The following is a 26,006-nucleotide window of genomic DNA, read 5'->3' as shown; positions in this document are numbered from 1 at the left end:
GTATATATATTATATCACTTACTCCACGTTTGCCACCTGTTGCTTGAGCCTGTCAATCTCCGTCTTTATCTCCACCGCCAGAGGCGAAAGGTCTGGCAGTTTGTTGGAAAGGGTGGTTATCTCGCGGTGCATCTCCTGAAAGAGAAACTCCAGCTTTCTTCCCACATCATCCTGTGATTTAAAAAGCTCCCTGCTTTTGCTCAGGTGAGCTCTAAACCTCGTTATCTCTTCCTCCACATCCATTTTGGAGAGTATAAGGGCGATTTCATTGAGCACAAGGGCATTGTCTTCAGAAAGTCCAAGTTCTCTTGCCTTTTCCATTACTCTCTTTTTTACCTTCTCATAAACTTCTTGTCTGCTGTTCATTATCTCCTGAAGCAGGCTCTCAATCTTTGCAAGTCTATCTTCCATATCTCTTCTTATGTGCTCTCCCTCTTCCGCTCTTCTGTTAAGAAGCTCTTTGAGAGCATCCGTCAGTGCGCAGGAAATGGCTTCCTCAAGGGCAGGGTCTATCTCTTCCTTGGGAAATTCGGAGAACCTTGCGGCAAGCTGAAGTATGGTGTCATCGCTTACACTCAGGCTCAGCTTCTCCCTCAATATCTTGAAGAAGTTTATGTTGGTAAACAGGGTTTCCAGACTCACGGGTTCAATTATTTCCTTTCTCTTTACCTCAACGTGAAGGTTGATAGTTCCCCTTCTTACATACTCCTTTACCAGTTTTCTCATTGAAAATTCAAGAGACATGAGATTGTAGTTGGACTTTATGAAGATTTCCAGAGCTTTGCCGTTCAGACTTCTCACAAATACATTGACCATCCATTTATCGTTTTCAAAGGTTCCTGAGCCATAACCTGTCATGCTGAGCATCAGGAAGATTATAAGCTAAAAGTCCAGGTCAAGCTCCTCCTCTGAAAAATCCTCAGGCTCAGGTTCATAACTTTCCACAGCAGGAGAGAAGCCAGCCAGAAGGGGTTTAAAGCTGGCTGTATCTTTGAGGAAAGCAACCTTTACTATTCCAGTAGGACCCTGTCTCTGCTTTGCCACTATGATTTCCGCAACCCCAAGCTCTTCTGGAGAAGGGTTCCTTTTGTAGTATTCGGGTCTGTGTATGAAGATTATAAGGTCAGCGTCCTGTTCAATCTGTCCAGACTCCCTGAGGTCTGCCAGTTGGGGCCTTTTATCAGACCTGTGTTCTACCTGACGGGAGAGCTGGGCAAGGGCAATGACTGGCATGGAAAGTTCCTTTGCCAGAGCCTTGAGGTTTCTTGAGATTTCAGCCACCTCCTCCTGCCTGGATGCTCTTCTTGCTGGAGGTCTCAGTAGCTGAAGGTAGTCTACAAAGACCACTTCCACGCCCTTTTCCTTTTTGAGCTTTCTGGTCTTTATCCTGACGTCGGTGGTGGAGAGTCCGGGTGTATCGTCTATGTATATCTCACACCTTGAAAGGTCAAGGGCAGCGGATATAAGCCTGTTTCTGTCCTCTTCGTTTATAAAACCTCTCCTTATATTCTGAAGAGGGACATCAGAAAGCACTGAAAGGGCTCTCATAACGAGCTGCTCTTTGCTCATCTCAAGGGAGTATATGACCACTGGCACCTTCTCCTGCATGGCCATGTTTATGGCCATGGAAAGCATGAAGCTGCTCTTGCCCATGCCGGGCCTTGCGGCCACTATAACAAGGTCAGAGGGATGAAAGCCAGTGGTCAAGGTATCAAGGTCAAGAAAACCTGTAGCCCTCCCTGTTATGAGCTTTTCCTGCTTTCTGTGCTTCTCTATTATATCAATCACATCCCTTGCCACGTCTCTTATATGCCAGTAGTGGCTTACAAGCTGTTTTTCTGATATTTCTATGAGCCTTGTATTGAGGAGCTCGAGAAGGTTTTCAAGGTCCGGCTCCTCCTTTATACCCTTAAGCACGCTGAGAGATAGGTCCATAAGGCGTCTGAGACCAGATTTTTCCTTCACATTCCTTATGGCTTCCTCAAGAAGGCTACCCGTTGCTGCCTCCTCCACAAGGGCATAGATGAGGCCCATGTCCAGCCTTTCCTTAAGACCTCTCTTTTCTATATACTCCCGCAAAACTATGTCATCCCAGTCTTTGCCCTTATCTTCCCATACCTTATAAAGCAGAGAAAAGAGCAGTCTGTGGTTTTCAAGGTAGAAATCCTCTTCTTTCAGATACTCAAGCACGGTGGGCATTGTTTCCGGGTCCGCTATTATTGCACCCAGAACTGCTCTTTCTGCAAGTTCATCGTGTGGTGGTTCAAGGTCGGAGGGTATCATGGTTATTAAGTTATCTCTCTTTGTCCATAAGTGCAGTTACCTCAACCTCAAGAAGGGCGCCAAGTGGGAGACCACTCACCTCAACTGTAGTTCTCACAGGCTTTACAGGAACATCTCTGAAATATTCTTCGTAATGGGTGTTAAACTCTCTGAAAAGTCCCATATCCTTCAGATACACTACAACTCTCACAATTCTACTTCTGTCTATGCCCGCGGACTGCAGAATTGCATCTATGTTCTCAAAGACCTGCCTTGCCTGCTCTTTGAAGCCTTCTCTGAGCTTTCCCGTGTCAGGGTCAATGCCTATCTGACCCGACAGAAATAGAAATCCACCCGCCGAAATTGCCTGAGAATAGGGACCTATGGGCTTGGGAGCTTTTTCGGTGAAGAAGGGTGTCATACCTTATATTTTAAGGCATGTGGTTGGAAAAAGTAGAGAGTCTTCTGGAGGGGATGTTTCATCCAGTAAAGATTGATAAAGGGTCATTGCTCTTTTCTGAAGGAAGTCTCTGTCCCGCCGTGCCATTCGTAAAGGAAGGTGAGCTGAAGGTTTACCTTATATCTGACTCAGGCAGGGAGCTAACCCTCTACAGGGTAAAGCCCGGTCAGATGTGCATGCTTGCCATGATTACAGTTTATTCAGGTAATGAATACCCGGCTTACACAAGGGCTGAAGAAAACTCCCTGATTTTCATGGTTCCTGGCGACCTTGCTCTGAGATGGTTTGAGGAAAACCACTTGTGGAGGAGCCTTTTCATGAATGTCCTTTCAGAGAATTTGCTCTCCGTGACGGGTATGCTCAATTCAATGGTGTCAGAAAGGGTTGAAGAGAGGCTCATAAACTATCTACTTTCAGAAGCTGAAGGAAGGAGTTTTATTCAAAAAACTCACGAGGAGATAGCCAGAGATGTGGGAAGTGTGAGGGTAGTGGTCAGCAGAGTCTTAAAGGAGCTTGAAAGGGATGGACTTATAGAGCTCTGCAGAGGTAGGTTGCTAATTAAAGACCATGAAGCTCTCAAAAGGCGGGCAGGAATAACCCGCCCATAGGTTCTATTTAGTCCAAACAGAAAAGACAAAGTCTCTGTCCTTAACCTGAGCGTGACAGGCATGACAGTCCTTTGCCATGTCCTTTACCAGATTGTTCCCCTTACCATCATAACCATAATATCCCCAGCCATCTGTAGACTTATACTTCTTACTGTCCTTAACCATAAAAGCCTCTATCCTCTTTGCACCCTCTACATAGGCTCCGTTGTCCGGCACATGTTCGTAGAAAACTATAGCTATGACCGTTCCATCGGGGAAGTTTCTTTTCCCGTCCTTCTTGATGGTCTCCAGCCCCTTATCGTTTACGTAAACATGATGAACACCGCTGAAGGGGTTAAAGAGGGGATGCTTCTGGTCAAATATAACCATGCTTTTTACATGGTTCCAGCTCCTGTATTTTTCAGGAGCTACTTTAAAGGCTTCTGCCAGTGCAAGACTGAGACCTGCCATGACTCCTATGGCTACAAACTTTTTCATGACAGCACCTCCTTGTGGAGTTTTATTTAGATTATGGAAAGACTATTTTTTATTGTCTGTAACAAAGTTACAAAATTTTCAAATAATTTCTCCAAATACTTTGAATAAATCTGATGATACATACAATGGACCGCCGTATATTAATCGTGAAATCGAATCCAGAAGGAGGTCAAAAATGGACAGGAGAACCTTCTTAAAAGGAGCTGCTTACGGACTTGCACTCATTTCCATACCAGTCAGAACAACATCAGGCACAGGATTAAGGGACAGAAAAAGTTTGAAACTTACTTACTCTACAAATCTGGCTTTTAAAGACACCACAAGGCTGTGGGTTCCAGCTCCTACGAACGCAACTTACCAGAGACTGGTTGATTTGGAAATAGAGACTAACGCTTCGAAGGTTCTTCTGACAAAAGACGATGTATACCAGGCGCCCATCGTGTATTTAGAATTTCAAAGTGGTTCAGAGAAAAAGTTTGCCGAAGTAAGTTTTTATGTTGAAATCTGGAATAGAGATAGCATAAACTGGAAAACCTTACCCTCTAATAATACAAAAATACCAGAAGACGTAGCTTTTTACCTTAAACCAACACAACATATACAGACGGATGGTATAGTAAAGGAGTATGCAGATAAAATAACGAAGGGGGCAAAGACAGATTTACAGAAGGCGAAGGCAATATACGACTGGGTAGTTGAAAACACTTTTAGAGACCCGAAAGTTCTTGGTTGTGGTGTTGGAGACGTAAAGAGCATGTTGGAGAGCGGATACTTTGGAGGAAAATGCACAGACATAAATTCTCTATTTGTTGCCCTGTGCAGAGCCTCAGGCATTCCTGCAAGAGAGATTTTTGGTTTAAGAGTTTTAACCTCCAAGCTTTCAGAGGGCATATCAAAGGTTCAGGGAGACGCTACAAAAGCGCAGCACTGCAGAGCAGAATTTTATCTGGGAAAATGGATACCTGCAGACCCTGCAGATGTAAGGAAGCTTATGCTTGAAGAGAAACTTGACCTGAATCACCCAAAGGTGAAGAGAATTAGAAACTTTATGTTTGGTGGATGGGATGTGCACTGGGTCGCTTTCAACTATGCAAGAGATTTTCAACTGAAGCCGCCCATGTCAAGCGGGGAATTTCTTAATGAATTCATGTATCCTGTGGCAGAAGTAGAGGGCAAAATGATAAACAAGTTCACGCTTACTTTTGAATATTCAAAATATACGGTTCAGGTCCTTTAGTAACCATTCGTTTGGTCTTTTTCAATTTAATACCATCTTCTCCTGAACATTTTCTTGGCAAGCAAATAACCTACCACAAACCCTCCTATGTGGGCAAACCATGCCACGCCTCCAACACCCATAAGGGGGAGGGTTATGAGCCCGTTTATGACCTGTATGAGTATCCACAGGCCTATGAAGAAGACTGCAGGAAGCTCCATAAAGGTAAGAAAAAAGAAAATGGGAACAAGGGCGAGTATGCGGGCATGGGGAAACATCCAGAGATATGCACCAAGAACACCGCTTATGGCACCACTGGCACCCACCATAGGAATTTCGGCCCCGCCAAAAAGCAGGCTGACAAGCATCTGAATTAGAGCCGCGCCTAGTCCTGACAGAATATAGAAAAGAAGATACTTGAGCCTGCCCATTCTGTCCTCCACATTGTCCCCAAATACCCAGAGAAACCACATGTTGCCTATTATGTGGAGCCAGCTTCCGTGGAGGAACATGTGTGTGAGAAGCGTTTGAGGTCTTTCAAAAAGGTCGGCAGGGACAAGCCCGTAGTAATATATAAAAAGATTCAACCTCTCATCAGAAAGGCTTACTTCATAAAGCCACACAACGGAACAGGTAAGTATGATGCCAAGGTTTACCACAGGAAAGCTCCTGTGAGGGTTGACATCCTTTATGGGTATCATGCCAATAGTTTAAAATCTTTAAGGTGCTGGTTGCAAGGGAGATAAAAAAGAGCTTTAGAAAAAGGGAAATTTTAAGAGGGGTAGACCTTGAGCTTAGAAGAGGAGAGATAGTGGGGCTTCTTGGTCCAAACGGTGCCGGTAAAACAACGCTCTTTAACTGCCTTGTGGGGTTTTTACCCGTTGATGGCGGGAGGATAGAGCTTGAGGGTGAAGATATAACCCATCTACCAGCCCATAAAAGGGCAAGAAAGGGAATAACCTTCCTTCCTCAGGAGCATACAACCTTTGAAGACCTTACAGTCCTTGAGAACCTCCTCATATTCCTTGAGTTTTTTGAAGAGGGAAGAGAATCACAGCTTGTGAGAGCAGAGGAGCTTCTTGCAGACTTTGGGCTCTGGGAGCTCAGGAATCAAAAGGCGGGGAGGCTCTCAGGGGGTCAGAAGAGAAGGCTTGAAGTGGCAAGGTCCCTGATACCCAGGCCAAGATACATCTTCTTTGATGAACCCTTCACCGGTATAGACCCCATAATGCTCTCAGACATAAGGTCCATGATTATGAGCCTCAAACATCAGAACATAGGAGTTCTCATAACAGACCATAACGTCAGGGAAACTATAAGGATGGTGGACAGGGTATACATAATAAGCGATGGTATGATACTTGCAGAGGGTGAGCCCCACGAGGTGAGCGAGAGGGAGGATGTGAGAGAAGTGTATCTGGGGAGAGATTTTAGCTGGTAGGTCTGAAAAGAAGGGATTTTATGAGGACTGACACCATAAAATACAGCCAGAGAATTAGATAAGGAAAGTTTGAGAAGAAAGAAATGGGCTTGCCATAAGCATCTGCAAAGACCATCCATGAAAGGCTGAAAGGTAATAAGGGGAGAATTCTTCTCAGAGCCTTTTCATCAAGAAGGTCTGATATGGAAATCCCCCGTATTCCAGAGAACCTCCAGTTGTAAACAATCCTCGGATAGAGGTGTGCAAGCCCGCCCATTATGGTTATTCCAGTAAAGCCGTAAATTAGAAGGTCAAAATGTATGGGAAGAAGAAAGGAAACAAGTCCCTCACCTGCCATTATAGAGCCGAGAAGAAGACCGAAGGGCAATATGATGAGGGCCAAGAGAAAATACCTTACCACAAGGGGAATCTCCTTAGGCATGCGTCTTCTGGAAAATACCGAGTAGAGTATGTATAGAAAGTATCCAGCAAAAGCAAGCACTAGAAGGCTTGCGAGGGAAACAAGCCTGTAGTTAAGGAAATAAAGGCTTAGAAGAAAAAGAGGAAGGTATAAAAGGCTCAGGTAGAAAAGCCTTCTACTCAGGACTATGTTGAGAGGTTCCATATAAAGCATGGGTATCCACGCAAGCTCAACACCAACAACCACATTTAACATAAAACCCAGAGTAAGCGTATGCACTGCAAGTGCAAGGGGAAGATAGCCAAGTTCTGAAAGAAGAAGAAAAATGCTGGCAAGAAGAAGGTAGAAGGTGCCAAGACCAAGGAACTTAACAGTTACAGGTTGCCAGTTTCTTACGGATATCAGTATGTTTACTGTAAAGAGTAAAGAGGCAAAGGCATATAAGAGGCTTGCGTGGAGCGTCTGGAAAGAGTAAAAAAGAAGAGAGGCAAGGAAACTGAGGACAAAGACCAGGTAGGAAAGCCACTGAAGTCCGAGAGGCCTGCCCTGAGAGTTGGGAACTATCTGATACATGGCGGACATTATGGTATGGGCCACAAAGCCAAAAACCGCAACTATCCAAACGGCTTTTTGGTCAAGCTGAAGGCTCTTGATTATCAAAGAGTAAAGAAGATCAGATATAGCCAGAAAGAAAAAGGGTATGCTTACCCTTGATATGTAAAACATGATTTATATAGTAAGCGATTACTTATTTATTGTCAAGTCAGGATGACAGAAAGCAGTGAATGGTGGAAGTTAAAGCCTATAATAAAAGAGCATGGAGAAAAAAATTATTGTTAGCCCCATAAACCTCAAGGAAGACAGGCTTCCGCCCGGTCAGAGATGGATATCTGCGCCCATAGTCTATGACATAGTAGAGGAAATCCCCAGCTGGGATGTTAAGGGTTATCGCTTCAGAGTGTTCGGTCTTGTGGAGAATCCCCTTGAGCTTACCTACGAAGAGCTCCTAAAACTACCCTCTGTAGAGCTCATAGCGGACTTTCACTGCGTTACGCGATGGAGCGTAAAGGAGATAGAATGGGAAGGTGTGCAGACCTCATACATACTCAGCCTTGCAAAGCCAAAGCCCACCGCAAGGTATGTTATGGTTCACTGTCTGGAAGGATACACCACAAACTTACCACTCCAATACCTCTACGAAGAGGACAGCATACTGGCCTATAAAATGTATGGAAAACCCATACCTCTGAGACACGGCTACCCACTCAGGCTTATAGTTCCAAAGCTCTACGCCTGGAAGAGTGCCAAGTATGTGTGGGGTATAGAATTGATTGATGAGGATGTGCCGGGCTTCTGGGAGCAAAGGGGTTATAACATGAGGGGTGACCCATGGAAGGAGGAGCGATACTGGTAAGACTGAACCGATATCTCTCCATGTGCGGAGTTGCTTCAAGAAGGAGGGCAGATGAGCTTATACTGCAGGGAAGGGTAAAGGTGAATGGGCTTGTGGTGAAAGAGCTGGGATGGAGAGTAGACCCGCAGAAGGACGTGGTGGAGGTGGATGGAAAAGAAGTAAAGCCTCTAAGATGCAGATACATAATCCTCTACAAGCCCTGCTGTTATCTAACTGCCCTTGGACCACCCAGAGATGGCAAAAAGACCATTGAGGAGCTGATAAAGGATATCCCTGAAAAGGTCTATCCCGCAGGAAGGCTTGACTACAATGCAGAGGGGCTTCTCATACTTACCAACGATGGCGAGCTTGCTCACAGGATAATGCACCCCAGGCACAAACTTCCGAAGACCTACCTTGTCTGGGTTTCTGGGAAAGTGAGCAAAGATACGATTGACGCCATGAAAAAAGGTGCTTTGCTTGAAGATGGTCCTGCAAAACCAGACAGTGTCAGACTTATAAAGCATGAAAAAGATATGAGCCTTATAGAACTGGTTTTCCATGAGGGGAGAAAGCATATAGTAAAGAGGTTTGTCTCCAGCTTCGGGCACAGAGTTACAAGGCTAAAAAGGGTCGCCATAGGACCTGTAAGGCTGGGGAATCTCAAGCCAGGTCAGTGGAGGGACATGACAAAAGAGGAACTAAAGAGCCTGCATAAAGCCCTTGGTCTAACACCTGTAAGGAGGGGATAAGAGTGGAGAACATCCTGAAGCTCATTGCACTTTTTCTGGCTCTTTTCTTTGGACTGATGCTGGGCTTGAGATTTTACGCAGGCATGAGGAGCAAGAAGATGCTTGGAAGGAAAACTGAAATACTAAGGGATGGGATAGTTTACTTCTATTCTGAGAGATGCGGAGCCTGCAAGCTGATGAAGCCCGAAATAGAAAAACTCAAGGAGAAATTGACAATTATAGAGATGGATGTGGCAAAGCCCGAGGGCTTCCAGAAGGCAAAAGAGCTGGGAATCATGGCAACGCCTACAACCCTTGTGGTTAAGGATGGTATAATTAAGAAGGTGTTTGTGGGTGTTGTTAGGCACCAGAGAATACTTCAGGAGGTGTAAGTTATGCAGTTTTTCCTTGATACCGGTATGGTGGACGAAATAAAACAGGCTATTGAATGGGGCATACTTGACGGTGTGACCACCAACCCGAGCCTGATAGCAAAAACAGGAAGACCCTTTCTGGAAGTGGCTAAGGAGATACTCCAGCTGGTGGACGGTCCAGTGAGCCTTGAGACAGTCTCAAGGGATGCAGAGGGCATGATAAGGGAGGGAAGGATGCTGGCGGAGCTGGGCGACAACGTGGTGGTTAAGATACCCATGACTCCTGAAGGCATGAAGGCGGTTCAAGTTCTGGAATCTGAGGGTATACCCACAAACGTCACCCTTGTTTTTTCACCTGCTCAGGCCCTTATCGCAGCGAAGGCGGGTGCAAGCTTTGTATCTCCCTTCATAGGTAGAATAGACGATGTTTCAAGCGATGGAATGAAGGTTATAAGGGAGGTGAAGCAGATATTTGACAACTACGACATAGTGGACACAGAGATTATAGTTGCCAGTGTGAGACATCCCATGCATGTGGTGGAGGCAGCCCTTATAGGTGCAGACATATGCACCATGCCATTTGAAGTCATGAAAAAGCTCTTCCAGCACCCTCTTACCGATAAGGGCATGGAACTTTTCATAAAAGACTGGGAAAAGGTCCCGGAAAGGCCCTTTTAGAGCCTTCCGCCGCTCAGTATTCTCAGTATGTCGTTTATTATCACAAAGCCCGCAAGGGCTATTATTATGGCGTAGCCGGCCTTTACCCATACCTCTTTGAACCTTGGTGAGAAAGGCTTCCTTCTTATGGATTCCATAAGAAACAGAAGTATAAGACCTCCATCAAGAACGGGAAGGGGTATGAGATTGAATATGGCAAGCTGAACGGATATAAAAGCCATCATGCCCACAAAGGGAAGTATGCCCTGCTGTGCGGACTCACCTGCCAGCTGAGCTATGGCTATGGGGCCCCCAAGGGTCTTTATGGACAGACCGCCCGTTATAAGACTCCAGAGAGCTTTCAGAGAAAGAAGGCTCAGCATATAGGTTCTCTGAACTCCATCAATAAAAGCCTGCAGTGGTGGCTCTCTGCTTTCCTCTCTTTCCACGTGGGGAGCTATACCCAGAACTGGCAGACCTGTCCTCTGGTCTACTTTTGGAATGACCGTCTTTTCCTCCATATACTCTCCCCTCTGTATGGCGAGGGTTATTGGTCTGTCCCCAGATTCTCTTATAAGCCTTACAAGCTCATACCAGCCCCTTACCTCACGACCGTTAACCCGGAGTATTCTGTCCCCAGCCTGAAGCCCCACCTGACTTGCAGGACTATCTTCCACCACCCTTCCTATCACGGCGGGAAGCCACGGCTCTGCACCAAAGCCTGCAGACCTACTTATGCTGTCTTTCACATGAAGGCTTAATTCCCTGCCGTCTCTGAGGACCTTTACTGTCCAGCTTTTGCTGAGTATATTTTCAAAGACCACCTTTTCCACATCTCTCCATTTATCTACAGGTTTTGAATTGACTTCTATTATGATGTCCCCCTCCCTTATGCCCAGTTTATGGGCTATGCTGTTTTCTACCACATGGCCCACAAGGGGCTTCTCAGAAAGATATTTCGGCACTTCTCTGCCTACCACTGATATAAGGGCAAATAGAATTATGGCGAGAATAAAGTTAAACAGGGGTCCTCCAAAGGCTATGAGTATCTTCTGCCAGTTGGGTTTTGAGGAAAAGGCTCTCGGGTCCTGAATCTGCTCCTCCTCCCCGTAGAGCTTGACAAAGCCACCAAGGGGAAGGACGGACACCCTGTATTCAGTGTCCCCAACCCTTTTGCTGAAAAGCACAGGACCAAAGCCTATGGAAAATATATCCACCCTGACACCAAAGAGCCTTGCCATGAGAAAGTGCCCGAGCTCATGAAACCATATGAGCACACCTATCAAAACCAGAAAAGCCAGCACATATTCCATACTTTACCTCCTACACAAGTCCTTCTTCTTTTAGCAATACAAAGCCTATTAGTATCTCCATGCCTCCAAAAAGTATGCCAAAGCCCCAGTAAAGGAAGGTTCTGAGTTCATCAAACTGACGCTGTGTGTCTCTTTTAAGGTCATCTATCTGCTTTTTAAGGTCATCTATCTGCTTCTGAAGATGTTTTTGTCCTTCCTCAAGTCTTATAATCCTGTCCCTGTCCTCCTGCGTAAAAGGAACTTCTCTTGGAAACGCTAAACCAGCGAGCATAATCAGGAGCAAGATTAGCTTCATGCTTATTCTTCCCTTATGATTTTAACCACTACCTTTCTTTCCCTTGGACCATCAAACTCTGTAAGGAATATGGCTTCCCAGGTGCCCAGGACAAGGTCTCCATCCTCTATGGGTATGACCCTTGAGTTGCCTATTATGGCACTCCTTATGTGCGCTGCAGAGTTCCCTTCCGAGTGGGCATAGGCGTCCCTCCATGGAACCAGCTTCTCTATGGAGTAAGCTATATCCTTTATCACATCAGGGTCTGCACCCTCATTTATAAGGACACAGGCAGTTGTATGAGGGACATAGACAAGGCATATGCCCGATTTTACACCGGATGCCTTCACTATTTCTCGGACCTGACTTGTTATGTTTACAAAACTGGTATGTTTTGTGGTCCTGACCTTGATTACCACCATGCTACTTGAGAGTTATCTTGAAAACACACCTTTCATGTCCCTGAGCCTTGCAGGCAATTTCCTTAACGCTCAGTTTTCTCTCCAGAAGCTCGCCAAGAAAACCTTCAAAGAAGCCAGCCATAGGCTCACATACGGGGTTTTTGCTCTGCCCAACGGCTTCAACGAGAATTGAGCCATCAACTCTTATCTCCATCCTGTCAAGGTCATATTCAAACACATCCAGAAGCCTTGAGGATTCTGCTATGACTGTCAGCACATCGAGGGCTTCATCCAGTCTGTCTGTGTATATGCCATACCTTTCTTTGAGTATCTTCGCACCCTTTTTCCCGCCAAACTGAGTTGCCTTCTTTATTACCTTGTCAATGCCCAGTTTGCTGAGTTTGTGTATGTCCCTGTATCCATCCACAAGGGCAGCACGGTGGACAAGCACAGACTCCCTTTCGATGGCTTCTGCAAGCGCCCTGAACTTATCCTTCAGATATTCCATCCCATACTCCTGAGTTTCTGCAAGCCTTCCTCAGATATCTTATCCCTGCTCCAGGCAGGCTCAAATACAAAGTTTATCACAACATCTTTTAACTGTGGAAAGTTTTTGAGGAGGTGTTCTCTTATATGTTGGGCGAAGAAGCCCCTTGCAGGGCAGGAAGGGACCGTGAGCGTCATGTCCACGTATGCCACATTCTCCTTTAACTGCACACCGTATATGAGCCCCAGGTTCACTATATCTATGGGTATCTCCGGGTCTCTTATCTCCTTCAACCTTTCCAGAATTTCAAACTCTATCATTCAGAATAAATATAGGACTTTTCCCAATCAAGGGCGGTCTTTATTATATATGGGAGGTCTTCGTATTTTGGCTTCCAGCCGAGCCTTTCCCTTATCTTTGTGCTGTCTGCCACTAGAGCTGGAGGGTCTCCCTCACGCCTTGGTGCATACCTTACCTCAAAGTCCACCCCCGAAACCTCCCTTACCCTGTTTATCACCTCCAGCACCGAGTATCCTCTGCCGTAACCCACGTTGAAGATGTCTGGCTTTCCACCCTCCTGCAGATAACTGAGGGCATCGAGGTGTGCCTCACAGAGGTCCATAACGTGCACAAAGTCCCTTATGCATGTCCCGTCTGTTGTGGGATAATCGGTGCCAAAGACCTCAAGGTAGGGTATCTGACCGGTTGCCACTTTTACAGCCCTCAGTATGAGATGGGTGGGCTCCTTGCTTACCTGACCTATCTTTCCCTCAGGGTCTGCTCCTGCCACGTTAAAGTATCTGAGAATAACATACTTCAGCCCTGTGGCATGAGAAAAGTCTCTTATTGCTTGCTCTGCAAAGAGCTTGCTCCATCCGTAGGGGTTTATGGGAACTGTGGGGTCTTCCTCTCTTACGGGTATTCTTTCCGGAATTCCGTAGACGGCGGCGGTTGAAGAAAAGACGAGATACTCAGTCCCTGCCCTCCGCATAGCCTGAAGGAGGTTTACCGTGCCCATAAGGTTGTTCTCGTAATAATGGAGAGGTTTCCTTACGCTTTCTGGCACCTTTACCTTTGCGGCAAAGTGTATGACCGCTTCTGGTCTGAAATCAAGCAAGACCTCTTCAAGGGCTTTGTAGTTCAGAAGGTCCACCACCCTGAGGTCCCCATACAACACTGCCCACGGGTTTCCCTCAGAGAGGTTATCCACTGTAAGAACCTCGTAACCCCTTTCCCCGAGAAGCTTTACCATGTGTGAGCCTATGTATCCGGCTCCCCCCGTTACGAGTATTCTCATGCTCTTCTATTCTATCATCCCTGAAGGTTCTCCGCAAGGTAGTCCGCAAGGTGCATAACTTCCTGACCCGTGCAGTGTTTTTTGACCCCGTCCTTGAGGTTAAGCACGCAGCCAGGGCATGTGGTGAGCACCACCTGAGCCTGAGTTTTCTGAAGGTCTTCTATCTTTTCCCTCTGTATCTGGTCGGACATTTTGGGGTTTGTAATGGAGAAGAGACCTGCAAAGCCACAGCAGGATTTGTCCTTTTCAGCTTTCCTCACCTCGTCACCTTCAACCCTCTCCATAACTCCATAGAAAACCTTATCGTTTACCTTCATGGCGCTGTATGAATGGCAGGGCACATGAAAGGTCAGCCTCTTTCCTGAGCCTCTAAACCTCAAGGGACTTTTGAAGACGATTTCCGCAAAGTCATACACTGGCTTGTCTAACTTATAGTCCTCCTGCAGGGCTCCCCCGCACGTAGGGCATGCAACCACCACTGCGTCGAAGTCATATTTCCCCATCTCTTTCAAGTTATGGTCTCTCAACCTTTCAAAGGCTTGAAGGTTTCCCGAGTAGTAGTGTGGAGCACCACAGCACTTTATATCCTCTGGCACCACCACCGTATAGCCTGCCCTGTTCATGAGCTTTATCACATTTTCCCCGGTCTTTCCGTAGAAAGCATCTATCATACAGCCGGTGAAAAATAAGAGCTTTCCCTTCTCCTCCTGAGCCTCAAAGACCTTGCCCCTCAGTCCAAAAGCCCTGGCTGTGGGCTTTGGCATAAACTTCACTGCACCGGTGGGAAAGGGGGTTTTTATCTCCGAGGGCAACGGACTCAGGAGCTTTCCGGCGAGCTTTATAGCCTTTCTGCCAAAACCAGACTGCATGAGTTCAAGGGATTTTAGACCAAGAGACTTCACCACTCCCTGCCCGAGGCTTTCTCTTTGCATGTCCCTCGCTTTTACCATTATCTCTTTGTATTCCACGTTGTTGGGACATATCCACTCACACCTTCTGCACATGGCACACTGGTCCCACTGCCTTGCCACCTCCTCAGATAGGGGCAATTCTCCTTTTACCACCATCTCTGCCAGGGCAAGCCTTCCACGGGCAAAGCCTGCCTCTTCCTGCACATAGGGATAGGTGGGGCAGACAGACTTGCATAGTCCACACTTTACGCACTTCTGAGCAAGGTCTAGAGGAAGCTCTATAAACTTTTCCATAGTCTATGTAAATATATGGCTCTCAGTGCACGTTGAATTGACTAAAAGCAGGTTATAATTTTGTATTTCTGAGCGGGTGTGGCGGAACTGGCAGACGCGCAGGACTTAGGATCCTGTGGGCATAGCCCGTGAGGGTTCAACTCCCTCCACCCGCACCAAAAGCAGGAGGTTTGTATGAAGGTAAGCGTAGAAGACAGACAGGGACTTTTTAAAGCCCTTAAGGTTGAGGTAGAGGGCGATGTGGTCAGGTCTGCTCTGGATGAGGTTTACAACTACCTCAGGCAGAATGCGGAGGTGGAAGGCTTCAGGAAAGGCAAAGCCCCCCTCTGGGTAATAAAAGCCAAGTTCAGGGACTTCATACAGGAAGAGGTGGGCAAGAAAGTGGCAAACGCAACGCTGGCAGGTGCCATACAGGAAAGTGGTTTGAGGCCAGTTGCTGACATATACCTTGAGAAGGTTCAGCTGGAAGAGCCTTCCCAGAAACTCAGCTACAGTGTGTCCTTTGAAGTCCCTCCGGAGTTTGAGCTCCAGAACTTAGAAGGTCTTGAGGTTGAGATAAGGAAGGTTGAGTTCAGCGACGAGCTGGTAAGGAAGAGGATAGAGGAGATAAGGGAGGAGCATGCGGTCTGGGAGCCTGTGGAGAGGGAAGTGAGAGAAGGCGACCTTGCAGTTGTGGACTACAGGGTTGAGGAAACTGAGAGTGGTGAGACCACAGAGGGAGAGACCTCTGGGGTAATAGGAACAAAGACCTTCAGAGAAGAGATAGAAAGAGAGCTTATTGGAAAGAGGGAGGGAGACAGCTTTGTGCTTCATGACCTTACCCTTTATGATACGGAGGGCAAGCCTGCAGGAAAGGCAAAGGTTGAGATAACCCTCAAGAGCGTAAAGGAAAAGGTGCTTCCAGAGCTCAGCAACGACTTTGCAAAGGAGCTGGGGCTTGGTCAAACATGGGCAGAGGCAGAAGAGAAGATAAGGGAAGAGGTAAGGTCAGGACTTGAAAACCTGAGGAAGGCCATGATAGCGGATGCAGTGGCAATAAAGCTGGTTCAGATGCATGAGTTTGACATCCCTCAGACCCTTCTGCAGAGGGAACTTTCACACCTTGTGGAGAGAAGGGTCAGGGAACTTTCCCAGTGGGGCATAGACCCCAAATATCTGGACTACAGGGCAATAGCTCAGGAGCTCACACCTCAGGCAGTCATGAGCATAAAGCTCAGATACATACTGGACAAATATGCTCAGGAGAAAGGTATTCAGGTAAGTGCGGAAGAACTGCAGAAGAGGATAGAGGAGCTGGCAAAGGCTTACGAAAGGTCTGTTGAGGAGATGAGGGAATTTTTGCAGAGAGAAAACCTGCTACCTGTCCTCGAGGAGGACATAAAGAGGGAAAAGGCACTTGAAGATATAGTTTCAAAGGCTGTTGTGAAAGAAATTGAAGAGAAAAAGGAGGAAAAGGATGAAAATACTTGACCAGCTTGTTCCCATAGTTATTGAGCAAACCCCAAGAGGTGAAAGAGCCTACGACATATACTCAAGACTGCTTCAGGACAGGATAGTCCTGCTTGGCTTTCCCATTGATGACCACATAGCGAACCTCATAGTGGCGCAGCTCCTCTTTCTGGAGGCTCAGGACCCTGACAAGGACATATATATGTATATAAATTCCCCGGGTGGCTCCGTTACTGCCGGCATGGCCATATACGACACCATGCAGTATATAAAGCCCGACGTGGTTACCATATGCCTTGGTCAGGCAGCCTCCATGGGTGCAGTTCTTCTTTCCGCAGGTGCAAAGGGCAAAAGGTATGCCCTGCCACACTCAAGAATCATGATTCACCAGCCTCTGGGAGGTATAACAGGTCAGGCAACAGACATAATAATTCACGCGGAGGAGATAAAGAGGATAAAGCACATGCTGAATGAAATTCTTGCTAAGCACACAGGACAGCCCCTTGAAAAGATTGAAAGAGATGTGGAAAGGGATTATTTTATGTCTGCTCAGGAGGCTATGGAATACGGCATAGTGGACAGAGTCATAGAGAAGAGGAGCTGATATGTCAAGAAAAAGGCAGGAAAATCACTGTTCCTTCTGTGGCAGGTCTCAGAGCGAGGTGCTTGTGCTCATTGCAGGACCCAACGACACCTTCATATGCGACCGGTGCGTGGAGGTATGCAACAACATCATAAAAGACCAGAAAAAACAGCTCAGCTACAACCTTTCAAAAGAAATCCCTACCCCGGAGGAAATAAAAAGACAGCTTGACCAGTATGTGATAGGTCAGGAAAGGGCAAAGAAGGTATTATCTGTTGCAGTTTACAACCACTACAAGAGGATAAGGGCAAAAGAACTGGGACTGAGCCTTGACGACGTGGAGGTAGAAAAGAGCAACATACTCCTGATAGGTCCCACAGGTTCTGGCAAGACCCTTCTGGCAAAAACCCTTGCAAAGATACTGGATGTGCCCTTTGCCATATCCGACGCAACCACTCTCACGGAAGCGGGTTATGTGGGAGAGGATGTGGAAAATGTGCTGGTAAGGCTTTTGCAGAACTGCGGGTATGATGTGAAGGCGGCGCAGAGGGGAATAATATACATTGACGAGATAGACAAGATTGCCAAGAAGGCTGGTATAAACCCCTCCATAACAAGAGATGTCTCCGGTGAAGGAGTTCAGCAAGCGCTCCTGAAGATTATTGAGGGGACAGTTTCTAATGTTCCACCCCAGGGAGGCAGGAAGCATCCTCATCAGGAGTTTATACAGATAGACACCACCGACATACTCTTCATATGCGGTGGAGCCTTCGTTGGGCTTGAAGACATAGTAAAGAGAAGGCTCGGAAAGTCAGTGGTTGGCTTTGAGGCTGAAATAAGAAAGTTTGAGAAGGGGGAAAACCCTCTTCACTTTGTGGAGGTGGACGACCTTATACACTACGGGCTAATACCCGAGTTTGTGGGCAGGCTTCCAGTCATTGCAGTGCTGGATGAGCTAACAGAGGAGGAACTTATAAGGGTCCTTGTAGAGCCGAGAAATGCCCTTGTTAAACAGTACAAAAAACTTTTTGAGATGGAAGAGGTGGAGCTTGAGTTCACCGATGATGCCCTTGTGGAGATAGCAAGGGAGTCAATAAGAAGAAAAACGGGTGCAAGAGGTCTAAGAGCGATTATGGAGGAAATAATGCTGGATGTGATGTTTGAGATACCCTCCATGCGTGGCGTGAAAAAGGTTCTCGTAAACGCTGAGGTGGTAAAAAACAAGCTCAAACCCACCTACATAATGAGGGAGGCAGTCTGAGTCTATGCTATCATTTTTAAAGGAGGTAAAGAATGAAGAAATCGCTGATTATGTTCCTTTTTGTTTCCACACTTGGCTTTGCCCAGCAGAAGTTCGCCTGCGTAGACCCTAACAGAATACTCTCCGAATCTCAGCTGGTAAAAGGCAAAGAAACCCAGCTAAGAACAAAGGCGGAAGAGTATCAGAAGCAACTGGACCAGATTAACAAGAGGCTTGAAGAGCTCAGAAAACAGATAGAAAGCAAGGGAATTGCCCAGAACGTCAGGGAACAGAGGATAAGAGAATATCAGAAGGCAGAGGCAGAGGGTATGGAGCTCCAGCAGAAGGCTCAGAGGGAGCTTTCAGAAATTAAGGGGAAGATGGAAGAAGAAATAATATCCAGAGTGAGGAGTATATCAGAGGACATAGCCAAAAGGCAAGGCTTCACAGGGATTCTAGACTGCTCAGCCTTCGTATACAGGTCTGCGGAGATAGACATAACGGCGGAGGTCATCCAGAGGCTTGACCAGCAAAAATGAAGCTCTCTGAGGTTGCTGAGCTCTTGCAGGGGAAGCTGTATGGAGACCCAGACTTTGAAGTAGAAGGCCTCTCTTCTGTGGAAAACCCGAGGGAAGGCACCGTAGTTTTCTGTCAGGAAAAAGAGCAGGTGGAAAAACTAAAGGGTCTGAGAGTTGTGCTGGTGGTCTCTGAAGAGGTAGATTTCCCCAATTACATCAGGGTAGGAGCGGTAAGACTTGCCCTTGCCAGGTTCCTGTCCTATGCGTATCCAGAGAAGCATCCCTCTGGCATATCTGAAAAGGCCCATATTGAAGAAGGCGTTCGCATTGGGAAAGATGTCTATGTGGGTCCTTTTGTCTATCTTGGAAAGGGTGCAGTTCTTGATGATGGCGTGAAGGTATATCCCTTCTGCTATATAGGTGAGGGTGTGAGAATAGGAAAGAACAGCGTTCTTTTCAGCGGTGTTCATGTCTATCCCGGTTGCGTGATTGGTGAAGGGGTAAAAATTCACAGCGGTTCTGTGATAGGGGCGGATGGCTTTGGCTACTACGTGGGTCCAGAGGGGATACTCAAACTAAACCACATTGGGAAGGTGGTCATAGAGGACCATGTGGAGATAGGAGCCAACACATGCATAGACAGAGCCTTAATAGACCAGACCTTAATAGGGAGCGGCACAAAAATAGACAACCTTGTTCAGATAGGTCACAACTGCAGGATAGGTGCGGGGAACATAATTGTATCTCAGGTGGGTCTGTCTGGTAGCGTCAAGACGGGTAGGGGGGTAGTTCTGGCTGGACAGGTGGGTGTCGCAGACCATGTGGAAATAGGCGATGGGGCAGTTGTCTCTGCAAAGGCAGGCGTCTCAAAAAGCCTTGAAGGCGGAAAGGTTTATGGAGGAGCCATTCCGGCTATGGAGTGGTCAAAGTGGAAGAGGCTTTATGCATATATTTTAAAACTGCCTGAGCTTTTTAAGGAGAGAAGGCATGAGGATAAGAATAGCCCACAGTCCTGACTCGGACGATGCCTTTATGTTTTACGCACTCACCACGGGCAAGGTAGACACAGAAGGTCTCCAGATTGAGCATGTGCTTGCGGATATTGAGACACTCAACAGAGAAGCTCTGAAGGGCACTTACGAGGTGTCGGCACTTTCCTTTCATGCCTACCCCTATGTGGCAGAGAATTATCTCGTGCTTCCCAGTGGTGGAAGCGTTGGAGAGGGATATGGTCCAATCGTAGTATCTGTGAGAGATTTGGAGAGTCTTAAAGGTAAAAGGGTAGCAATTCCGGGTAAACTCACCACCGCATACCTTGTTCTGAAGCTTTACGAGCCGGACTTTGAAGAGATTGTGCTCCCCTTTGACAGGGTGCTGGATGCGGTTGCAGAGGGTAGGGTTGACGCCGGGCTGGTAATTCACGAAGGGCAACTCAGCTACAGGGACAGAGGGCTCAAAAAGCTCCTTGACCTTGGCCAGTGGTGGATGGAAAAAACCGGGCTTCCCCTTCCCTTAGGGTGCAACGTTATAAGAAAAGACCTGGGCATGGAAGTGATAAAAAAGATGGAGAGACTCATGAAAAAGAGCATAGAATATGCCCTTGAAAATAGGGGTGAAGCCCTCAGCTTTGCCAGAGAGTATGCCAGAGAGATAAAAGAGGACACGGCAAGAACTGAGAGGTTCGTGAGTATGTATGTAAACCAGCGAACTCTGGATTATGGAGAAGATGGCAGGCGAGCGGTAAGGCTTCTGCTACAGATGGGTATTGAAAGAGGTATAATTGAAGCTAAAATGCCACAGGTAATCTTTAGCGATGAGGTGATAGACTAATGGGTGTCTTACCTGAGGAGTTAATGCAGAAGTTGAGAGAGCATGCAGACTACTTCCCAAGAAAGGAGCAGGCTGTTCTTATCTGTCTTCACGAAGTTCAGGACCACTACGGACACATCCCCTTCTTTGCTCTCGAGGAGGTGGCAAGGCTCTTAGAAGTTCCGCTGAATCATGTGGAAAACGTGGTCTCTTTTTATGACATGTTTGACAGGGGAGAGCCTGCCAGACACAGGATAAGGGTATGCGTAAGCGTTGTCTGCAACCTTATGGACTCAAAAAAAGTGCTCGGAGCCATAAATGAACTCCTAGGTATATCACCCGGCGAGGTAACCAAAGACGGAAGGTTCAAATTAATAGGTGTGCAGTGTATAGGTGCATGCTCGGAAGCACCGTGTTTTATGGTGGACGAAGACACCTACAAGTTTGAATCAAAGGAGAAGCTCCATGAGGTCCTATCCCGTTACACCTGATATATACGCAGAGACTACCCTCAACCTTTTGCTCAAGAGGGCAAAAAAGCCAAGAGTTCACACCATAGAGGAATATCTCAAAGACGGTGGGTATCAGGCTCTGGAGAAAGCTCTCAACATGAAACCGGAAGAAATAGTAGACTGGGTTGACAGAAGCCAGCTCAGAGGAAGGGGTGGTGCGGGTTTTCCCACAGGAAGAAAGTGGAAGTTTGCGGTGCAGAACCCAGCTCCCAGATACCTCATATGCAATGCAGACGAATCTGAACCCGGCACCTTTAAAGACAGAATACTCATGGAGAGAGACCCTCATCTTCTGATAGAGGGTATGATAATATCCGCCTATGCCATAGGTGCCAACCAGGCCTTCATATACATAAGGGGCGAGTATCCGGCGGGCTATTACATCCTCAGAGATGCCATAGAAGAGGCAAAGAAGAAGGGCTTTCTGGGGAAAAATATTCTGGGTTCTGGCTTTGACCTTGAAATTTATGTGGCAAGAGGTGCAGGCGCCTACATTTGCGGAGAGGAAAGCGCTCTTATTGAGTCTCTTGAAGGTAAAAGGGGTTTTCCGAGGATAAAGCCTCCTTTTCCAGTTCAGTATGGTCTTTTTGGAAGGCCCACGGTGGTAAACAACGTGGAGACCCTCTGCAATATTCCCCTTATAGTGGGTATGGGCTGGGAAGAATACCGCTACATAGGACCGAGCGACTATCCGGGACCAAAGCTTTTCCCCGTCAGTGGAAAGGTCAAAAAGCCGGGGGTTTACGAGCTTCCTATGAACACAACTCTGAGAGAGGTCATCTTCAAGTATGCGGGTGGAACGATAGGAAACAAAAAGGTAAAGGCCGTCTTTTCTGGAGCCCTTGACTGCTTTTCTACGGAGGAGCTGGATACACCCATGGACTACTCACCCTTTGGCTTTGGTGGAACGGGCACGGTTATAGTGCTTACAGAGGAGGATGACATAGTTCAGGCGTGTCTCTGGGTGGCGGAGTTTTACGCCCATGAGAGCTGTGGTCAGTGCACGCCCTGCAGGGTTGGAACCCACGAGCAGGCATATCTACTTGAGAGGATACTTCACAACCATGCAGATGAAAGGGAGTGGGCAGGCTTTGAGTTTGTAAACTCATACATACAACCCACCTCCATATGCGGGCTTGGGGCTGTGGCCGGAAGGCTCATACGCCAGACTATGCAGAAGTTTCCACAGGAGTGGGAAAAATACAGAAAAAGTTTCCCTGCACAGATATGAAGCTACTCTTTATATTTTTCAGCCTGACTTTTGGTGCTCTTGTGTGGGCTCAGGATGACTCTCAGAGATGCCAGACGAATCCACTCAGGGACAAAGAATACTGCAGATACTTCTGGAGCGTGTGTAAGAATCTGGGTGTAAGGAGACTTGATGGAATAAAGAGCTGTCTTGAGAAAAGCCAGTCCTACGAAGAAGGTGTAAAGTGCTTTGAAAGGTCATGGCTGGAGGACCTTTTCAAAAAATAATCTACGTTTCTAAGTTTTTCTTCCACTCTTCATACATGGAAACCAATTCTTCTCTACCAATGCTAAGCTTTTCTGTAGCTCTTCTCAAGTATTCTCTAACGCTTGAGGTTGATATACCGAGATATTGACCTATTTCCTCGTTGCTGAGACCCTCAAGCAGTAGTAGAACCACTTCCCTCTCTCTCTTAGAAAGCGTCTTTTTATAAGCTTGCCTTTTCCTGCATAGCTCCTGCAAAAAACCTTCCGGCGAGGCACTTTTCTGGGTATGAGGTATATTTTCAATTGCATGGACATCCTCTGACTTCTGAGAAACCTCCTCCAAACCTCTTCTATTAGCTCTGTTTGCATGCACTAAGTATACAGAAAAACCCACGAGTATAAGATTCCCTAAAGCTATAAGACTTCTTGTGTCTTCCATAATTTTAAAGAGGAAATAGCCCACAAGAATAGCACTGCAAACAACTCCAAAACCAACAGGAAATGCCTTTATGGGATTTCTGAGCTTTATCAAGGTATAAAGTAGAAATACATCAGCAAAACCAAAACCTATCTGGACCGCATACATGGCAAGGTTTAAACCAAGACCATTACCCGTATGCATCAGAAAGTATCCCAGGGCAAAGGAAACCACGGAAAGAATCAGTAGATTTTCATCCCAATCCTTCAGCAGGATTACACACAGAAATACAGCAGATGCGTAGAAAATGACCTCAATACCATACAGAAGGGCCTCCTTACGGTAGGCTTCCATAAGCACACCATACATAAGACCTCCCGTGAGGTAGAGAATAAAGACGCCCGGTAAAAATCTTAGCCATAAGCTAAGAGGTATATTTTCAGAGGAAATTTCAAAAGATTTCTTAGTAAGACTCAGAACTGGTGCAATACTTAAAATTAAAAACTTATAATTTTCCCTTACAGGTATGTTTGAGAGAAAAACCATGGCGATATTTCCTATCCCCAGACCAAGAATATCCTTTTTTTGAACACTATTTGTCAGAATTACCCCCACATACACCGCAAGACTGGAAGATAGAAAGCCAATGAGCAGCATAAGTAAAGGTCTGAGAGTTTGGTCGGACACTGGGAAAAAGGCAGTTAATATAGCAGTAGCTGGAATAAAAAAGGGGAAAGTTCTGAGAAAGAATCCCTTTATTGAGGCTATGAGGAAAAAACCAGATATGTGTCCCAGGAGAAAAAAAGGGAAATAGCCAATGTCATGAAGGAGAGGGCCACCCATTGGAAAAGATACAAGCCAGAAGACAAAGAGGCTGAGACTTATGATAGGCAGCATTCCGTTGATATTTTAACAGGAGGATGGGATACAAATATATATGATTTAAATCATATATTTCAGTGCTTTCGTGACACTGTTAGTGACAATCACGCTACATTGTGCGACTTGATAAATTAAGGCTTACATCTCTATAATTTCCAGCATCAGGATGGTTTCTCATAAGGCTGGGAGGAGTAAGAGGGGGAGAGGACGCCCTCCTCCCGGGGACCCGACTGGGTCCCCTGCTATAATTAAGCTAATGGAAAGATATAAGCTTCAGGCAACCCTCAGGGCTCTGGAGAAGATTGGTTTTGATGTTCTTTACACTGAAAGTGTAAACATTCCTGCAAGCAAACCACAGAGTAGGGAAGCACAAGCGGTGCGGGAAAAGGACAGGAAGGAACTTCTTGGTGACCTCTACAGGAAAATTGTGGATGAAAAAAAGTGCGTCCTTTATGAGGGTGCAAGCGGTTATGTTTTTGGAGAAGGCAACCCTTACTCGCCCGTTGTCTTTGTAGGAGAAGCCCCAGGAGAAGAGGAGGACCAGCTAAGAAGACCTTTTGTGGGAAGAGCTGGCAGGTATCTTAACCAGAAACTTGAGGAGGTGGGGCTCAGGCGAGAGGATGTTTACATAACCAATGTGGTAAAGTCCAGGCCTCCGGGCAACAGAAAGCCTACTGCAAAAGAGATGCAGTCCTGTCTGCCTTACCTGAGAAAGGAAATAGAAATAATAAACCCAAAGCTCGTAGTATGTCTGGGCGCTACAGCGCTTGAGGGTATACTGGGAAAATCACTACCAATAACAAAACACAGAGGGAACTTTTTTGACTACCCCTACGACAGAAGAATAAAGGTCCTTCTCACCTACCACCCTGCTTACATTCTCAGAAACCCGGGCGCTGAGAAGGAATTCGTGGAAGACCTGAGAAGGATAAGGGACTTTCTACTAAGTTCTTGAGAGAAAGACCTTAAGGTATCCCTCTTCAATCTTTGCACCCTTGGGTTCATAGTCCCTGAGCTTTCTGGGGAGCAAGATATGACTCTTAAAGTTCTTCCACCTTATAACAATCTCACCCTCGCTCTTAAGGACGGAGAGTCCCTCCTTTGTGAGGAAAGGGGCTCTCAGCCTGACCATGTATTCACCATCCTGCTCTATAAACTCGTAGGGTTTTTCTCTGTGAAATACCCTTGCAGGGTCTGTATCACCGTATATAAGGTCTGAGAGAATCCTGAGCCTTTCCTCACCCACCACCTCATCCTCCATGAGAGGAACTGTAAACACAGGAACTGGGTAGAAGAGTGCCTGCATATCCTCAAGGTATCTTCTCTGAGTGAGCACCCACCTTGAAAAGTGTTCACATCCTTCTACAGAGGAAGGCAGAACCTTGTTAACCACAACAGCATCCACATTCACCCCAAAGAGGTTAAAATACATAAAGGCTCTCTGGCTCTCTTTGAGAACCATCTTTTCAGGGTTTGCCACGAGCCTGACGGAGGTTACATCCGGGTCAACAAGAATCTCATCCACACCCTTTAGCTTTTCGTAGAAGTTCTCAAGAGCCCTGAAATACTCATCGTCTGGTATTGGGACATCCGTAAGCCTCCTTGCTACAGGTCTTGCCACCTTGAGAATGGTCCTCTCCACGTTGAATATCTTTCTCATATACCACTTGAGAACCGTTGGCATAGAAACAAACCTCAGGGATTCGCCGGTGGGAGGGAGGTCAAGAACAAGGGCATCAAACTCCCTCTCTCTGTAATATTTGTTCACATACAGGAGGCTTGTTACCTCCTCCATGCCGGGAAGTATGGCAAGCTCTTCAGAAACAACCTCATCAAGCCCAGTGGTGTTGAAGAGAAGCTCCAGGAACCTGTAAACATCACCCCAGTATCTGTCCACTTCCTCCTGTATGTCTATCTCCTGTATGTGGAGGTTATCCGAGATTTTTATGGGCAGTCCCTTTGCCCTGGTCTTTTCCTCTTCTGGCACATCAAAGGCATCCCCAAGGCTGTGTGCTGGGTCAAGGGAAACCACGATGGTTCTGTAGCCGAGGCTTGAAAGCCTGTAGGCGGTTGCGGCTGATATGGTGGTTTTGCCAACGCCACCCTTGCCTGAGAAGAGAATTACCCTCATAAGAAAGAAAGTA

At 46.6% G+C, this 26,006-nt stretch carries 32 protein-coding genes and 1 tRNA gene; 18 read left to right on the top strand and 15 right to left on the bottom strand.

The window, feature by feature from the left end:
• Positions 1-18: 18 nt before the first annotated feature.
• Genes WHS43_04740 through WHS43_04730 form a run of 3 tightly spaced genes read right to left on the bottom strand, consistent with a single transcriptional unit; the run spans position 19 to position 2,683 of the window.
• A complete protein-coding gene (locus WHS43_04740; GenBank protein ID MEJ5338945.1) occupies positions 19-867 on the bottom strand; it encodes a DUF1732 domain-containing protein in 849 nt (282 codons plus the stop codon).
• A gap of 15 nt (positions 868-882) precedes the next feature.
• The gene (gene dnaB, locus WHS43_04735; GenBank protein MEJ5338944.1) at positions 883-2,283 is read right to left on the bottom strand and encodes a replicative DNA helicase; all 1,401 of its coding nucleotides are present in this window, start codon (positions 2,281-2,283) and stop codon (positions 883-885) included.
• Between the two features lie 10 nt (positions 2,284-2,293).
• Positions 2,294-2,683 carry a Rid family detoxifying hydrolase gene (locus tag WHS43_04730; GenBank protein MEJ5338943.1) on the bottom strand — a complete coding sequence of 130 codons (390 nt, stop codon included), beginning with the start codon at positions 2,681-2,683 and terminating at the stop codon, positions 2,294-2,296.
• A gap of 17 nt (positions 2,684-2,700) precedes the next feature.
• On the opposite strand from WHS43_04730, the gene WHS43_04725 reads away from it, so the two are divergent.
• Positions 2,701-3,330: a Crp/Fnr family transcriptional regulator gene (locus WHS43_04725; GenBank protein MEJ5338942.1), complete on the top strand. Its 630-nt coding sequence runs from the start codon at positions 2,701-2,703 to the stop codon at positions 3,328-3,330.
• Between the two features lie 3 nt (positions 3,331-3,333).
• Here the strand turns inward: WHS43_04725 and WHS43_04720 are convergent, their stop codons facing one another.
• The gene (locus WHS43_04720) at positions 3,334-3,807 is read right to left on the bottom strand and encodes a cytochrome P460 family protein (protein MEJ5338941.1); all 474 of its coding nucleotides are present in this window, start codon (positions 3,805-3,807) and stop codon (positions 3,334-3,336) included.
• On the opposite strand from WHS43_04720, the gene WHS43_04715 reads away from it, so the two are divergent.
• Entirely contained in the window at positions 3,788-5,044 is a 1,257-nt protein-coding gene (locus WHS43_04715) for a transglutaminase domain-containing protein (protein ID MEJ5338940.1), read from the top strand. The two genes, WHS43_04720 and WHS43_04715, sit on opposite strands and share 20 nt — an antisense overlap.
• 26 nt (positions 5,045-5,070) lie before the next feature.
• Here WHS43_04715 and WHS43_04710 read toward each other — a convergent pair whose 3' ends face one another.
• The gene (locus WHS43_04710) at positions 5,071-5,724 is read right to left on the bottom strand and encodes a rhomboid family intramembrane serine protease (protein ID MEJ5338939.1); all 654 of its coding nucleotides are present in this window, start codon (positions 5,722-5,724) and stop codon (positions 5,071-5,073) included.
• A gap of 23 nt (positions 5,725-5,747) precedes the next feature.
• Between WHS43_04710 and lptB the strand changes: the two genes are divergently transcribed.
• Entirely contained in the window at positions 5,748-6,464 is a 717-nt protein-coding gene (gene lptB, locus WHS43_04705; GenBank protein MEJ5338938.1) for an LPS export ABC transporter ATP-binding protein, read from the top strand.
• On the opposite strand, the gene WHS43_04700 is transcribed toward lptB, so the two are convergent.
• Complete coding sequence (locus WHS43_04700) at positions 6,454-7,590, bottom strand: hypothetical protein (protein ID MEJ5338937.1); 1,137 nt, start codon at positions 7,588-7,590, stop codon at positions 6,454-6,456. The two genes, lptB and WHS43_04700, sit on opposite strands and share 11 nt — an antisense overlap.
• A gap of 91 nt (positions 7,591-7,681) precedes the next feature.
• Here WHS43_04700 and WHS43_04695 point away from each other — a divergent pair, with 91 nt between their 5' ends.
• Genes WHS43_04695 through fsa form a run of 4 tightly spaced genes read left to right on the top strand, consistent with a single transcriptional unit; the run spans position 7,682 to position 10,040 of the window.
• Entirely contained in the window at positions 7,682-8,278 is a 597-nt protein-coding gene (locus WHS43_04695; GenBank protein ID MEJ5338936.1) for a sulfite oxidase-like oxidoreductase, read from the top strand.
• Positions 8,254-9,009 carry a pseudouridine synthase gene (locus WHS43_04690; protein ID MEJ5338935.1) on the top strand — a complete coding sequence of 252 codons (756 nt, stop codon included), beginning with the start codon at positions 8,254-8,256 and terminating at the stop codon, positions 9,007-9,009. The genes WHS43_04695 and WHS43_04690 overlap by 25 nt, the downstream gene beginning before the upstream one ends.
• A gap of 2 nt (positions 9,010-9,011) precedes the next feature.
• Entirely contained in the window at positions 9,012-9,380 is a 369-nt protein-coding gene (locus tag WHS43_04685; GenBank protein MEJ5338934.1) for a thioredoxin family protein, read from the top strand.
• A 3-nt stretch (positions 9,381-9,383) separates the two neighbouring features.
• The gene (gene fsa / locus WHS43_04680; protein MEJ5338933.1) at positions 9,384-10,040 is read left to right on the top strand and encodes a fructose-6-phosphate aldolase; all 657 of its coding nucleotides are present in this window, start codon (positions 9,384-9,386) and stop codon (positions 10,038-10,040) included.
• Here fsa and rseP read toward each other — a convergent pair.
• Genes rseP through WHS43_04645 form a run of 7 tightly spaced genes read right to left on the bottom strand, consistent with a single transcriptional unit; the run spans position 10,037 to position 14,996 of the window.
• Complete coding sequence (rseP, locus tag WHS43_04675) at positions 10,037-11,332, bottom strand: RIP metalloprotease RseP (GenBank protein ID MEJ5338932.1); 1,296 nt, start codon at positions 11,330-11,332, stop codon at positions 10,037-10,039. The two genes, fsa and rseP, sit on opposite strands and share 4 nt — an antisense overlap.
• A 10-nt stretch (positions 11,333-11,342) precedes the next feature.
• Positions 11,343-11,627, bottom strand: a complete 285-nt coding sequence (locus WHS43_04670) for a hypothetical protein (protein MEJ5338931.1) — start codon at positions 11,625-11,627, stop codon at positions 11,343-11,345.
• A gap of 2 nt (positions 11,628-11,629) precedes the next feature.
• The gene (locus WHS43_04665; protein ID MEJ5338930.1) at positions 11,630-12,028 is read right to left on the bottom strand and encodes a secondary thiamine-phosphate synthase enzyme YjbQ; all 399 of its coding nucleotides are present in this window, start codon (positions 12,026-12,028) and stop codon (positions 11,630-11,632) included.
• A gap of 1 nt (position 12,029) precedes the next feature.
• Positions 12,030-12,515 carry a V4R domain-containing protein gene (locus WHS43_04660; protein MEJ5338929.1) on the bottom strand — a complete coding sequence of 162 codons (486 nt, stop codon included), beginning with the start codon at positions 12,513-12,515 and terminating at the stop codon, positions 12,030-12,032.
• Positions 12,503-12,814, bottom strand: a complete 312-nt coding sequence (locus tag WHS43_04655; protein MEJ5338928.1) for a metal-sulfur cluster assembly factor — start codon at positions 12,812-12,814, stop codon at positions 12,503-12,505. Before WHS43_04655 ends, WHS43_04660 begins: the two co-directional genes overlap by 13 nt.
• Positions 12,811-13,791, bottom strand: a complete 981-nt coding sequence (gene galE / locus WHS43_04650) for a UDP-glucose 4-epimerase GalE (protein MEJ5338927.1) — start codon at positions 13,789-13,791, stop codon at positions 12,811-12,813. The genes WHS43_04655 and galE overlap by 4 nt, the downstream gene beginning before the upstream one ends.
• A 14-nt stretch (positions 13,792-13,805) precedes the next feature.
• A complete protein-coding gene (locus tag WHS43_04645) occupies positions 13,806-14,996 on the bottom strand; it encodes a (Fe-S)-binding protein (GenBank protein ID MEJ5338926.1) in 1,191 nt (396 codons plus the stop codon).
• 72 nt (positions 14,997-15,068) lie between these two features.
• Between WHS43_04645 and WHS43_04640 the strand changes: the two genes are divergently transcribed.
• The 10 genes from WHS43_04640 to WHS43_04595 all read left to right on the top strand — a co-directional run bounded on the left by WHS43_04640 (position 15,069) and on the right by WHS43_04595 (position 22,583).
• Positions 15,069-15,154, top strand: a tRNA-Leu gene (locus WHS43_04640).
• 16 nt (positions 15,155-15,170) lie between these two features.
• Positions 15,171-16,466, top strand: coding sequence for a trigger factor (gene tig / locus WHS43_04635; GenBank protein ID MEJ5338925.1), 1,296 nt, complete (start codon positions 15,171-15,173; stop codon positions 16,464-16,466).
• On the top strand, positions 16,453-17,049 hold the full coding sequence (clpP, locus tag WHS43_04630; protein ID MEJ5338924.1) for an ATP-dependent Clp endopeptidase proteolytic subunit ClpP: 597 nt from the start codon (positions 16,453-16,455) through the stop codon (positions 17,047-17,049). Before tig ends, clpP begins: the two co-directional genes overlap by 14 nt.
• Position 17,050: 1 nt before the next feature.
• Positions 17,051-18,289 carry an ATP-dependent Clp protease ATP-binding subunit ClpX gene (gene clpX / locus WHS43_04625; protein ID MEJ5338923.1) on the top strand — a complete coding sequence of 413 codons (1,239 nt, stop codon included), beginning with the start codon at positions 17,051-17,053 and terminating at the stop codon, positions 18,287-18,289.
• A gap of 32 nt (positions 18,290-18,321) precedes the next feature.
• Positions 18,322-18,807, top strand: coding sequence for an OmpH family outer membrane protein (locus WHS43_04620; protein ID MEJ5338922.1), 486 nt, complete (start codon positions 18,322-18,324; stop codon positions 18,805-18,807).
• Positions 18,804-19,802: a UDP-3-O-(3-hydroxymyristoyl)glucosamine N-acyltransferase gene (lpxD, locus tag WHS43_04615; GenBank protein MEJ5338921.1), complete on the top strand. Its 999-nt coding sequence runs from the start codon at positions 18,804-18,806 to the stop codon at positions 19,800-19,802. The genes WHS43_04620 and lpxD overlap by 4 nt, the downstream gene beginning before the upstream one ends.
• Entirely contained in the window at positions 19,774-20,616 is an 843-nt protein-coding gene (locus tag WHS43_04610) for an MqnA/MqnD/SBP family protein (GenBank protein ID MEJ5338920.1), read from the top strand. The genes lpxD and WHS43_04610 overlap by 29 nt, the downstream gene beginning before the upstream one ends.
• Positions 20,617-20,639: 23 nt before the next feature.
• On the top strand, positions 20,640-21,086 hold the full coding sequence (nuoE, locus tag WHS43_04605) for an NADH-quinone oxidoreductase subunit NuoE (GenBank protein MEJ5338919.1): 447 nt from the start codon (positions 20,640-20,642) through the stop codon (positions 21,084-21,086).
• A complete protein-coding gene (locus tag WHS43_04600; protein ID MEJ5338918.1) occupies positions 21,061-22,338 on the top strand; it encodes an NADH-quinone oxidoreductase subunit F in 1,278 nt (425 codons plus the stop codon). Before nuoE ends, WHS43_04600 begins: the two co-directional genes overlap by 26 nt.
• Positions 22,335-22,583 carry a hypothetical protein gene (locus tag WHS43_04595; protein MEJ5338917.1) on the top strand — a complete coding sequence of 83 codons (249 nt, stop codon included), beginning with the start codon at positions 22,335-22,337 and terminating at the stop codon, positions 22,581-22,583. The genes WHS43_04600 and WHS43_04595 overlap by 4 nt, the downstream gene beginning before the upstream one ends.
• Before the next feature lies 1 nt (position 22,584).
• On the opposite strand, the gene WHS43_04590 is transcribed toward WHS43_04595, so the two are convergent.
• Positions 22,585-23,349, bottom strand: coding sequence for a LuxR C-terminal-related transcriptional regulator (locus WHS43_04590; protein ID MEJ5338916.1), 765 nt, complete (start codon positions 23,347-23,349; stop codon positions 22,585-22,587).
• 769 nt (positions 23,350-24,118) lie between these two features.
• On the opposite strand from WHS43_04590, the gene WHS43_04585 reads away from it, so the two are divergent.
• A complete protein-coding gene (locus WHS43_04585) occupies positions 24,119-24,817 on the top strand; it encodes a uracil-DNA glycosylase (GenBank protein ID MEJ5338915.1) in 699 nt (232 codons plus the stop codon).
• Here the strand turns inward: WHS43_04585 and WHS43_04580 are convergent.
• Positions 24,806-25,993 (bottom strand): TRC40/GET3/ArsA family transport-energizing ATPase, encoded by a 1,188-nt coding sequence (locus tag WHS43_04580; protein MEJ5338914.1) that lies wholly within the window; start codon positions 25,991-25,993, stop codon positions 24,806-24,808. The two genes, WHS43_04585 and WHS43_04580, sit on opposite strands and share 12 nt — an antisense overlap.
• Between the last annotated feature and the right edge of the window lie 13 nt (positions 25,994-26,006).

The sequence above is a fragment of the Aquificaceae bacterium genome (genome assembly GCA_037481935.1).
Lineage (GTDB): Bacteria > Aquificota > Aquificia > Aquificales > Aquificaceae > Pampinifervens.
This window is presented reverse-complemented; position numbering and strand designations above follow the sequence as displayed.

Coding starts and splice junctions, on each gene's coding strand:
- WHS43_04740 (MEJ5338945.1), bottom strand. CDS start 867: ATGCTCAGCATGACAGGTTATGGCTCAGGAACCTTTGAAAACGATAAA.
- dnaB (MEJ5338944.1), bottom strand. CDS start 2,283: ATGATACCCTCCGACCTTGAACCACCACACGATGAACTTGCAGAAAGA.
- WHS43_04730 (MEJ5338943.1), bottom strand. CDS start 2,683: ATGACACCCTTCTTCACCGAAAAAGCTCCCAAGCCCATAGGTCCCTAT.
- WHS43_04725 (MEJ5338942.1), top strand. CDS start 2,701: ATGTGGTTGGAAAAAGTAGAGAGTCTTCTGGAGGGGATGTTTCATCCA.
- WHS43_04715 (MEJ5338940.1), top strand. CDS start 3,788: ATGGCTACAAACTTTTTCATGACAGCACCTCCTTGTGGAGTTTTATTT.
- WHS43_04720 (MEJ5338941.1), bottom strand. CDS start 3,807: ATGAAAAAGTTTGTAGCCATAGGAGTCATGGCAGGTCTCAGTCTTGCA.
- WHS43_04710 (MEJ5338939.1), bottom strand. CDS start 5,724: ATGATACCCATAAAGGATGTCAACCCTCACAGGAGCTTTCCTGTGGTA.
- WHS43_04700 (MEJ5338937.1), bottom strand. CDS start 7,590: ATGTTTTACATATCAAGGGTAAGCATACCCTTTTTCTTTCTGGCTATA.
- WHS43_04695 (MEJ5338936.1), top strand. CDS start 7,682: ATGGAGAAAAAAATTATTGTTAGCCCCATAAACCTCAAGGAAGACAGG.
- WHS43_04690 (MEJ5338935.1), top strand. CDS start 8,254: ATGGAAGGAGGAGCGATACTGGTAAGACTGAACCGATATCTCTCCATG.
- fsa (MEJ5338933.1), top strand. CDS start 9,384: ATGCAGTTTTTCCTTGATACCGGTATGGTGGACGAAATAAAACAGGCT.
- rseP (MEJ5338932.1), bottom strand. CDS start 11,332: ATGGAATATGTGCTGGCTTTTCTGGTTTTGATAGGTGTGCTCATATGG.
- WHS43_04670 (MEJ5338931.1), bottom strand. CDS start 11,627: ATGAAGCTAATCTTGCTCCTGATTATGCTCGCTGGTTTAGCGTTTCCA.
- WHS43_04665 (MEJ5338930.1), bottom strand. CDS start 12,028: ATGGTGGTAATCAAGGTCAGGACCACAAAACATACCAGTTTTGTAAAC.
- WHS43_04660 (MEJ5338929.1), bottom strand. CDS start 12,515: ATGGAATATCTGAAGGATAAGTTCAGGGCGCTTGCAGAAGCCATCGAA.
- WHS43_04655 (MEJ5338928.1), bottom strand. CDS start 12,814: ATGATAGAGTTTGAAATTCTGGAAAGGTTGAAGGAGATAAGAGACCCG.
- galE (MEJ5338927.1), bottom strand. CDS start 13,791: ATGAGAATACTCGTAACGGGGGGAGCCGGATACATAGGCTCACACATG.
- WHS43_04645 (MEJ5338926.1), bottom strand. CDS start 14,996: ATGGAAAAGTTTATAGAGCTTCCTCTAGACCTTGCTCAGAAGTGCGTA.
- tig (MEJ5338925.1), top strand. CDS start 15,171: ATGAAGGTAAGCGTAGAAGACAGACAGGGACTTTTTAAAGCCCTTAAG.
- clpP (MEJ5338924.1), top strand. CDS start 16,453: ATGAAAATACTTGACCAGCTTGTTCCCATAGTTATTGAGCAAACCCCA.
- clpX (MEJ5338923.1), top strand. CDS start 17,051: ATGTCAAGAAAAAGGCAGGAAAATCACTGTTCCTTCTGTGGCAGGTCT.
- WHS43_04620 (MEJ5338922.1), top strand. CDS start 18,322: ATGAAGAAATCGCTGATTATGTTCCTTTTTGTTTCCACACTTGGCTTT.
- lpxD (MEJ5338921.1), top strand. CDS start 18,804: ATGAAGCTCTCTGAGGTTGCTGAGCTCTTGCAGGGGAAGCTGTATGGA.
- WHS43_04610 (MEJ5338920.1), top strand. CDS start 19,774: ATGAGGATAAGAATAGCCCACAGTCCTGACTCGGACGATGCCTTTATG.
- nuoE (MEJ5338919.1), top strand. CDS start 20,640: ATGCAGAAGTTGAGAGAGCATGCAGACTACTTCCCAAGAAAGGAGCAG.
- WHS43_04600 (MEJ5338918.1), top strand. CDS start 21,061: ATGAGGTCCTATCCCGTTACACCTGATATATACGCAGAGACTACCCTC.
- WHS43_04595 (MEJ5338917.1), top strand. CDS start 22,335: ATGAAGCTACTCTTTATATTTTTCAGCCTGACTTTTGGTGCTCTTGTG.
- WHS43_04590 (MEJ5338916.1), bottom strand. CDS start 23,349: ATGTATGGTGTGCTTATGGAAGCCTACCGTAAGGAGGCCCTTCTGTAT.
- WHS43_04585 (MEJ5338915.1), top strand. CDS start 24,119: ATGGAAAGATATAAGCTTCAGGCAACCCTCAGGGCTCTGGAGAAGATT.
- WHS43_04580 (MEJ5338914.1), bottom strand. CDS start 25,993: ATGAGGGTAATTCTCTTCTCAGGCAAGGGTGGCGTTGGCAAAACCACC.